Here is an 8,037-nt window from a genome sequence, read left to right on the forward strand (position 1 = left end):
TACAAGGCGTGGTGCGACGAGTATTTCCACCTCAAGCATCGGAACGAGCCGCGCGGCATCGGCGGGATCTTCTACGATTATCTCTGGAGCGGCGATCCACAGGCCGACCTCGCCTATACCCGCGACGTCGGACAGGCCTTCCTGGAGGCCTATCCGAAGATCGTGCGCGACAACGTCACCACGCCCTGGACCGAGGCGGACCGCCACGAGCAGCAGGTGCGGCGCGGCCGCTACGTCGAGTTCAACCTGCTCTACGACCGGGGCACGATCTTCGGCCTGAAGACCGGCGGCAACGTCGCCTCGATCCTCTCCTCGATGCCGCCGACCGTGCGCTGGCCGTGAGTGCGGGGCTGCCGGCCGCCTACGCCCCGCAGCAGGACGCGGCGCTGAAGGCGATCGCCGCGTGGCGGCGGGACGGGGGATCCCAGGTGTTCCGGCTGTTCGGCTATGCCGGCACCGGCAAGACCACGCTCGCCCGCCGGATCGCCGAGGATGTCGACGGCACGGTGGTCTACGGGGCCTTCACCGGCAAGGCGGCCTCGGTGATGCGCCAGAAGGGCTGCTACGACGCCGCTACGATCCACTCGCTGATCTACCGCACCAAGGAGGCGGAGGAGGGCGGGCCGACCTTCACGCTGAACCGCTCGGGGCCGGCCGCCAAGGCGGATCTGATCATCATCGACGAGTGCTCGATGGTGGATTCCGATCTCGGCAACGATCTTCTGTCGTTCGAGCGGCCGGTGCTGGTCCTGGGCGATCCGGCGCAGCTGCCGCCGGTGCGCGGCGGCGGCTTCTTCACCGAGGCGGAGCCCGACGTGATGCTCACCGAGGTGCATCGGCAGGCCAAGGATGACCCGATCGTCCGGATGGCGATGACGATCCGCGAGGGCGGGCGGCTGGAACTCGGCAGCTATGGGCAGAGCCGGGTCGTGTCGCGCCGCACCCTGGATCCGGCCGAGGTGCTCGAATGCGACCAGGTGCTGGTCGGCCTCAACAAGACGCGCCGCCTCTACAATGCCCGGCTCCGGGAACTCGCCGGCCACACGGATCCGATGCCGGCGATCGGCGAGAAGCTGGTCTGCCTGCGCAACGATCGGGTGAAGGGCCTGCTCAATGGCTCGACCTGGACGGTCCAGGCGCTGCGCGCACCGCCGCGGCCGGATCTGATCCGGCTCGACGTGGTGCCGGAGGACGATCCGGCCCTGCGCCGGAAGCCCACCGACATCAAGGTGCTGCGGGCGATGATCACCGGCTCGGACGAGGAGATCCCGCTGTTCCTGCGGCGCGAGACGGACGAATTCACCTACGGCTACGCGCTGACGGTGCACAAGGCCCAGGGATCGCAATGGGACCGGGTGACGTTGTTCGACGAATCCTACGCGTTCCGCGAGCACCGGGCGCGCTGGCTTTACACCGGCCTGACCCGCGCCGCGCAGGCGATCACGGTGGTGCTCTGATCCAGCGCAGGCGGGCGACGTCGCGCTTGTGAAGCTGCACCGCGCGTGCTAGGCACCGCCGGTCTCATCGAGGCACCTTGCGGAGAGGTGGCAGAGCGGTTGAATGCACCGCACTCGAAATGCGGCATGCCTGCAAGGGCATCGGGGGTTCGAATCCCCCCCTCTCCGCCAGTCACTCCCTAACCCACTGCAATATCGGTATCTTTAGGATATCGTGGGCTTTTTGACGCGCTCCTGCTACGAAGGAGTGCTACGAAGCCATGAGGCAGATGGTGGGCTTGGTCCAGCGGCGCGGCATCTTTTATTTCCGTCGCACTATCCCGGAGGCGCTGCGCGCCGACATGCCCGCCATGCTTGCCACGGCGGGGCCCGGCACCTTCGACGAGAGCGCCCCAGTCTCGCTGAAGGGCAGCCGCGCTGGCAGGGAATTCTGGGTCAGTCTCGACACCCGGGATGAGGACGAAGCACGTGCGCGCGCCCGCAGCCTTGATGGCGAGGCCGATGCTTTGATGCGGCTTGCCAAGCGTCGCACCCAGGTCCGGGCGCAACCGAAAATCTCACACCTCGATGATGGGACCATACAGGAGCTGGTCGCGATCTTCCGCCATCGCAAGCTGGCAAACGACGAAGCTCGGCGGCGTGGGACAAGCCCTTTAAGCACCACCGAATTTCAGGCGCTCGGCGACGCGATTAGCGCGCGGGAAGCGGAATTGCGCGATGCGAACGCACGAGGCGACTGCGCGGCAACCCATTTTGATCACGATGCGATGATGACCGTCCTCGATGCTGGGCTGAATATAGAGATCGGTTCCGTAGCGGATCGACGGCTTTATCTGGCGTTCGTTGAGGCCGAACTCGACCTGATGACGATCATCATGGATCGTCAAAACGGGACGACGAGACCCACCCCAAAACTTAAACGTACAGAAGATGCGACCGCGACAACGACCCCGTCGTCACACCAGGCCGGCCCATTGAAGGAGATTCCGACCCTCGAGACTATCTTGGGAGGCTGGCAATCCGACTGCGGACCCAGAGAAAAAACCTTCTACACGTTTTCAAGCAAACTACACCGTTGGGCGGCGTTTCTGGCTGAACGTGGTGTGACAATTCATAGCGCTACCCTATCGGACGCGTCAGATTGGAAGCTTGCGTCGCTCGCGACCCGATCAGCAAAGAGCGTCTCGAATGATATTTTTGCTGTCAAAGCAATATATAGCTGGGCTGTGGCCAATGGGAAATGCGCGGTCAATCCGTTCGCTGGTCTGAGGCATCCTCGCGCGCTTGCGAAGGGCCAGGGACAATCTACGAAGCGCGATTTTACCGATGAGGAAGCTGTCCGCGTGCTGCATGCGGCGCGTCTTCGCGTCGGATATAGGCGATGGGTGCCGTGGATTTCGTGCTTCACAGGTGCAAGAATTTCGGAAATATGTCAGCTGGAGGTATCTGACATCGCAAACATAAACGGCATCAATTATTTTCGTATGATGACAGATGATGAGGACAAAAAGAAGGATCCTGATATTGCGGGTGACGAGAAGGCTAAAAAGAAATTCAAAAATGAATTTTCGAAGCGTCTGATCCCAATGCACCCGAAGTTGATTGAGGAGGGGTTCCTGGAGTTCGTGTCATCGTGTCCAAACAAGGACATCTTCGCAGACGCGACGCCGGACCGATTTGGGAACCGGGGGGGCAATGCGACCAAAGTCATAAGTCGATGGGTTAGGCAAAAGCTTAATATAACGGATCCCAATATCAGTCCAAGCCATTCATTTAGGCACCGCTTCGCGACGCTGTGCGATAATAATGATGTCCCAAATCCGATGCGAGATAGAATGTTGGGACATGGCAGTCTGAAAACGCACAAAAAATACGGCGAGGGATACTGGGTCTCGACGCTCGATCGCGAGATCAAAAAATTGCCGCTGCCAGAGGGCCTGTCCTAAACCTGATGATTTAATTTTTTCGACAGACAGACGGCATCGTATCGGAAGCTGCAGAATAGGGGGTAGATTGATCAAAATCTGAACCTCGGTAGCAGGACGTTTTCCTCGCCAAAGGATCAATTCTGACCGGATCGCTGACAATCGCTTGAGGGTTGGCGCGCTGTGTCTGGACAGGATATCGTGGTGGGCAGGCCCACGGCCGCGAACCACCTCCGGGGTAGGGGGCGATCAGGATCTCGGCTCTGTCGAGTGCGTCGACTGCGGTCTTGCCCATCGCGGCGGTCGAGCCCCCGAAAGTTCCCGCAAGCGAGTGCGCCGGCCGCCGTGCTTCCGTGGCACACGCGCGGACGGCGCATCCTGATTCTATGCGATTTCAGTGCCGGCGATGGCGACGATGATGGCCCCAGCGCCGGCCGTGCCGATGGGCGAAGCGGTGGCCGCCGCCACCCCAGCCGACGAAGTGCTTGCCCGCCATACCGCGGTGGCAGTGATGCCGGGCTCCATGGCCATGGCAGCCGTGACGATTCAATGCGCCAGGCGTGGCATGCGCTGCGTGGACCATCAGCGAGATGATCGCCGCGGTGGTCAGGGCGAGCAGGGCAGGGCGCATGGTCAGTCGCGGTGCGAAGCACACTTGCCGTCCGCCCGGCGGTAGCCCGGACCCCCACGAGATCCGCATCGCGCCTCGGCGGCGCTCGAGGCCACGACGCTGAGGACCATCATGGCCTCTGTGGCCACGGCAGCGGCTTTGATCGCGGTAAGCCCACGGTCTGCGATATGTCGGCGTCGCATCGGTTTCCTCCTGTCTCACCGATACTGCCGCGCTCTCGCTCAGGTTGTCCATGGGCGCGTCGATGCTACTTGGGGAACGTGGGCCATCCAGGGAGGGGGCATCGCAGACTGTGTCCCAAAACGGACGCTAAGCCCGTGCGCAGCGGATTTTACGAGAGGAGGCTTCTCCGATCCGGAGCCGACGAGAAGACGCGGGCGTCGAGCGCTGACTGCCCCTGGCGCACGGATGAAGGCGCTGCCGTTAACCGACACCGCTTAGGGTTCTCGTCGAGAGTGGGGACGAGCTATGAGCAAGTGTGGTTGGTATCGGCTCGCGACGATCTTCGTTGCGCTGTCCGGCTCAATGATGCTGCCGGCCCAAGCTAAATCGATTGCCAGCTCTGCAACCAGCGACGCGGCATATCTCGAAGAAGCGTTCAGCCACGATCTATGTACGCGGAACGATCGCGATCTCCGTAAACTGAACAAAGCTCTCAGCAAGAGGACCACGACAGCGTCGCATTGAGAGCGACTTCCGGATCTCCGTTCAGCTCCGCGCCGCTTTTCTCCGCTCCAGCAGGTTCTTGCCGTCATCCCGCAGGTCACCGATCGGGCTTACGAAGCGGTAGAGGGTCTGGCGGGTGATGCCGAGTTCTTCGCAGAGATCGCCGACCTCGGTCTCCGGCTGACAGATGGCGGCCCGGGCGAGACGGAGCAGGGACGGCTGGCGCCGCCCCTGGGGGTGGATCACCCGTGAGGGGGATGCCATTCGATGTTTGCGCCCGAGGGTACGACGGACGACGCCTGATCGGCCTCGGCCTGCGTAAGCTCGGCGATCATCCGCTCGATGGTCGGCGCGACCTGATCGGCGAACTTCGCCGGCACGTGCACGGTCCTCGACACCAGGCCGGCGTTCTTCCTCTTCTCCGCGGTTCGCCTCGCCTTCTCGTTCAGCTGTTGCAGGCGACGGGCATGCTTGGCCGCAAACTCGCGCACCTGGGCGTCGGACATACCGGTAAGATCATCCATGAGCGATTCTCCATATTAGGTGTGAGACCGAAGAATATCGCGCCTCATAGGGTGACAACAAGCCGATGAGCCCGAAAATAAGGCAGCCGTCGGCGATTCATTTCTTGCGCGTAAGCAATATCGGCGATTCGTTTCTGTGCGAGGGCGTTGTTAGACCTATACCTTGCGCGCGTCGTCGGCGGCATAGGTGCGCCATCATGGGGCTATAAAGGCGGCTCGGATGGCGGCTTAAGAAGTAAAATATAGGCATAGCGCAATGTGAAACTATGCTTTTCGCTAGGATAGCGCCGAACGTACTTTTGGGACAAAAGTATAGTGAGTACACAATTTCCAATTTTCGGACTTTACAGAACCAGATTTGGTCATATCCTATTTGGGAGAAGCAGCGCCCGCCCGGTCGATCATCATGCTCGCGGTCCTCCGCTTCCAGAAGCTCAAGACCAAACAGGAGATTTCCGCGATGTACGTCCATTGGCGACGCGACAAGCACACCCCCAACGCCGACCCGCATCGCAAGATCGAGTTCCTTCTGGGGGCCTGCACCGCGGACGACGTGACCTGGAAGCTGCCGGCCAAGTTCAGGTCGAACGCGGTCCTGGCGATGGAGGGCGTCGTCAGCGCCTCGCCGTCCTATTTCCGACCTGAGGACCCGTCGAAGGCGGGCAGCTTCGATCCGGCGCGCACAGCCGAGTGGGTCGAGCGCTCTCTGGCTTGGCTCAAATCGGAGTTCGGCGACCGCCTCGTCTCGGTGGTGCTGCATCTCGACGAGGCCACGCCACACGTCCACATCGCCGTCGTACCCCTCAAGGACGGGAAGCTGTGCGCGCGGGAGGTGTTCAATCCCGCCGAGTTGGAGCGCATGCAGACGGAGTACGCTCAAGCCGTCGTGCCGCTCGGGATCCAACGCGGGCGCAAGAAGTCGCTGGCCAAACATCAGGAGGTCGCCCAGTACTACGGCCGGGTGCGGGAGGCGGTGGAGCCCCTCGCGGTGTCGGCTGGCGAACTCGCCATGATGCAGCTGATCGGGCGCACGCCCCCTGCGCTCGCCAAACTCCAGGCTCAGGCCGCCGATGGACAGCAGGCCCGCGAGGAGGTCGTGCACCTGCGCGACGAAGCCGCCCGGGCCAGCCGGATTGCGGACGAGGCGAAGCAGGAGCGTCAGGCGCTACAGAACCGCCTGCGGGCCGTGCCGCTCGCCGATGTGCTGCCCCAGCTCGGCTACCGGGCCACCTCGAAGACCGGCGCGGACTGGATCGGTCCCGCGGGCCGCATCACCACCAAGGCCGGGGCCGACGGGCGGGAGACCTTCCGCCTGCACGATCTCGGCACAGGTGGCCGCGGCGCGATCGACCTGGTGAAGCTCGCCGAGGGGCTCGATTTCGCCGCGGCTGTGGCTTGGCTCGCCACCAGCCAGACCCGAGACGCGGCGATAGCCACGGCCGCGGTCTGCGCCGAGGACGAGGCCAGGGCCGCGCTCGATGTGCGGACGGGCCGTACGGAGATCGTGCCAATCTCCCGAGATCCCGCCGATCTCCTCGCCGTCGCCGACAGCCTCGTGTTCGAGCGCCACCTACCCGAGGCACTGATCCAACCCCTCGTGGACCGCCAGCTCATTGGTGCCGCGCGCTCCGGTGGCGACGCCATCAGCAAGGTGTTTCCGCTTCACGCTGGCAGCAAGGTCGGGTTGCAAGCCGATCACATCGGGGTTCGCATCGAGGGCAGCCGGCCGGACGAGGGGCATTGGGGCCTGCGCGGTCGGCGCGGTGTCTGGAGCTTCGCCTATCCCGGGCCGCGTCCGGGCGGACGTGAGGTCGTCGTGCTTGGGCAAAGCCCGACCAGCGTCATGAGCACCTGTGCGCTCGCGCGAGAGCGGCAGGGCCTCATCCCGGCGCTCGAGCAGGACGACATCGGCCGGACCGTGTTCGTCGCTGCCGAGGGCGCTGCCCCGGATGAGGTGCGCGCTGTTCTGCGGGCTGCCGCGGCACGTAGCACGGAGGTGGTCACGGCGTTCGACCCTGACGAGCGGGGCCGCCGTCTGGGCAACCTGGTTCGCGAGGAGGCCCAGGCGACGCCGGCCGCTCGGGTCACCGGGGTGTCCGGGCTCGTCTCACTCGCCGGCGAAAATCTGAGCGGGTTCTGGAGCCTGTGGATGATGATGCTCGCTGAAGGGGCGCAGGCCCTGCGCGAGCGGATCGAGGAAGCGCGTGCTGCCCGCAAGAGGGGCCAGGGGGGGCAGTCTCGACCGGTCCCCACGAAAGGCACCTCCGAGAACACCATGTGACGCGATCGCCCGCCAATCGGGACACGGCGGATCCGACCACGACGCCAGCGTGCCGATCTCGACATCCATCGTGTGGGCGGGCGCTCCCTTCGCGCTGAGCCGCGCTCGGAGCCGACGCGAGCGTACAGCATCACCCAAGCCTATGTGTCGCGCCGCGGTCGAGCCTGCGACGGGACGCACTCCGACCTGGCACCGTGCGAGCCGGCGGCGGATGGGGCCTGGTAGCCGCCCCTCCGTGCCAGGGCTGCCGTAGGACCAGACCCGCCACCACCATGCCCGGGGCTGTTTGCCCCGCTCGATATGACCCTCAATGTGACCCTCACGAGGCCCCTGAATGGTGGTCACAGTCGCTGAAGGTTTGGTAAGTCTGGCAGGAGCGATGCCAGAGCTCTTTGACGGCTCGGCCGTTGGCTCCCCTGCAGGTATATCGGTGCTCGTCGGCGGAACCGCGCGCTCGTATACGAACCCGCTTCGTTTATGGCCGCCAGCGGCAGAGGTGAATTCGGTGTTGCAGAGGAGGCGATCCTGCTCACCGTGCAGTCGAGGATTGGCA

At 63.8% G+C, this 8,037-nt stretch carries 6 protein-coding genes, 1 tRNA gene and 1 pseudogene; 5 read left to right on the forward strand and 3 right to left on the reverse strand.

Going from position 1 to position 8,037, the window contains the following annotated elements:
* The 4 genes from I53_RS23925 to I53_RS31775 all read left to right on the forward strand — a co-directional run.
* The coding region (locus I53_RS23925) for a coproporphyrinogen III oxidase (RefSeq protein ID WP_043355417.1) at nucleotides 1–342 on the forward strand (342 nt) is incomplete at its 5' end.
* The gene (locus tag I53_RS23930; protein ID WP_043355419.1) at nucleotides 339–1,457 is read left to right on the forward strand and encodes an AAA family ATPase; all 1,119 of its coding nucleotides are present in this window, start codon (nucleotides 339–341) and stop codon (nucleotides 1,455–1,457) included. The genes I53_RS23925 and I53_RS23930, both read left to right, overlap by 4 nt.
* 81 nt (nucleotides 1,458–1,538) lie before the next feature.
* Nucleotides 1,539–1,628 (forward strand) — tRNA-Ser (locus I53_RS23935).
* Between the two features lie 89 nt (nucleotides 1,629–1,717).
* Nucleotides 1,718–3,403 (forward strand): site-specific integrase, encoded by a 1,686-nt coding sequence (locus I53_RS31775; RefSeq protein WP_083936137.1) that lies wholly within the window; start codon nucleotides 1,718–1,720, stop codon nucleotides 3,401–3,403.
* A gap of 373 nt (nucleotides 3,404–3,776) precedes the next feature.
* Here I53_RS31775 and I53_RS33485 read toward each other — a convergent pair whose 3' ends face one another.
* The 3 genes and pseudogenes from I53_RS33485 to I53_RS23950 form a co-directional block, all read right to left on the reverse strand.
* Complete coding sequence (locus I53_RS33485) at nucleotides 3,777–4,013, reverse strand: hypothetical protein (RefSeq protein WP_148291226.1); 237 nt, start codon at nucleotides 4,011–4,013, stop codon at nucleotides 3,777–3,779.
* Nucleotides 4,014–4,721: 708 nt separating this feature from the next.
* Nucleotides 4,722–4,889 (reverse strand): annotated as a pseudogene (locus tag I53_RS23945) (recombinase family protein); the annotation flags it as partial.
* Between the two features lie 32 nt (nucleotides 4,890–4,921).
* The gene (locus tag I53_RS23950) at nucleotides 4,922–5,203 is read right to left on the reverse strand and encodes a hypothetical protein (RefSeq protein WP_148291228.1); all 282 of its coding nucleotides are present in this window, start codon (nucleotides 5,201–5,203) and stop codon (nucleotides 4,922–4,924) included.
* A gap of 406 nt (nucleotides 5,204–5,609) precedes the next feature.
* Between I53_RS23950 and mobV the strand changes: the two genes are divergently transcribed.
* Complete coding sequence (gene mobV, locus I53_RS30620) at nucleotides 5,610–7,484, forward strand: MobV family relaxase (RefSeq protein WP_051045048.1); 1,875 nt, start codon at nucleotides 5,610–5,612, stop codon at nucleotides 7,482–7,484.
* Nucleotides 7,485–8,037 lie beyond the last annotated feature (553 nt).

The sequence above is a fragment of the Methylobacterium sp. B1 genome, from assembly GCF_000333255.1.
Taxonomy (GTDB): domain Bacteria; phylum Pseudomonadota; class Alphaproteobacteria; order Rhizobiales; family Beijerinckiaceae; genus Methylobacterium; species Methylobacterium fujisawaense.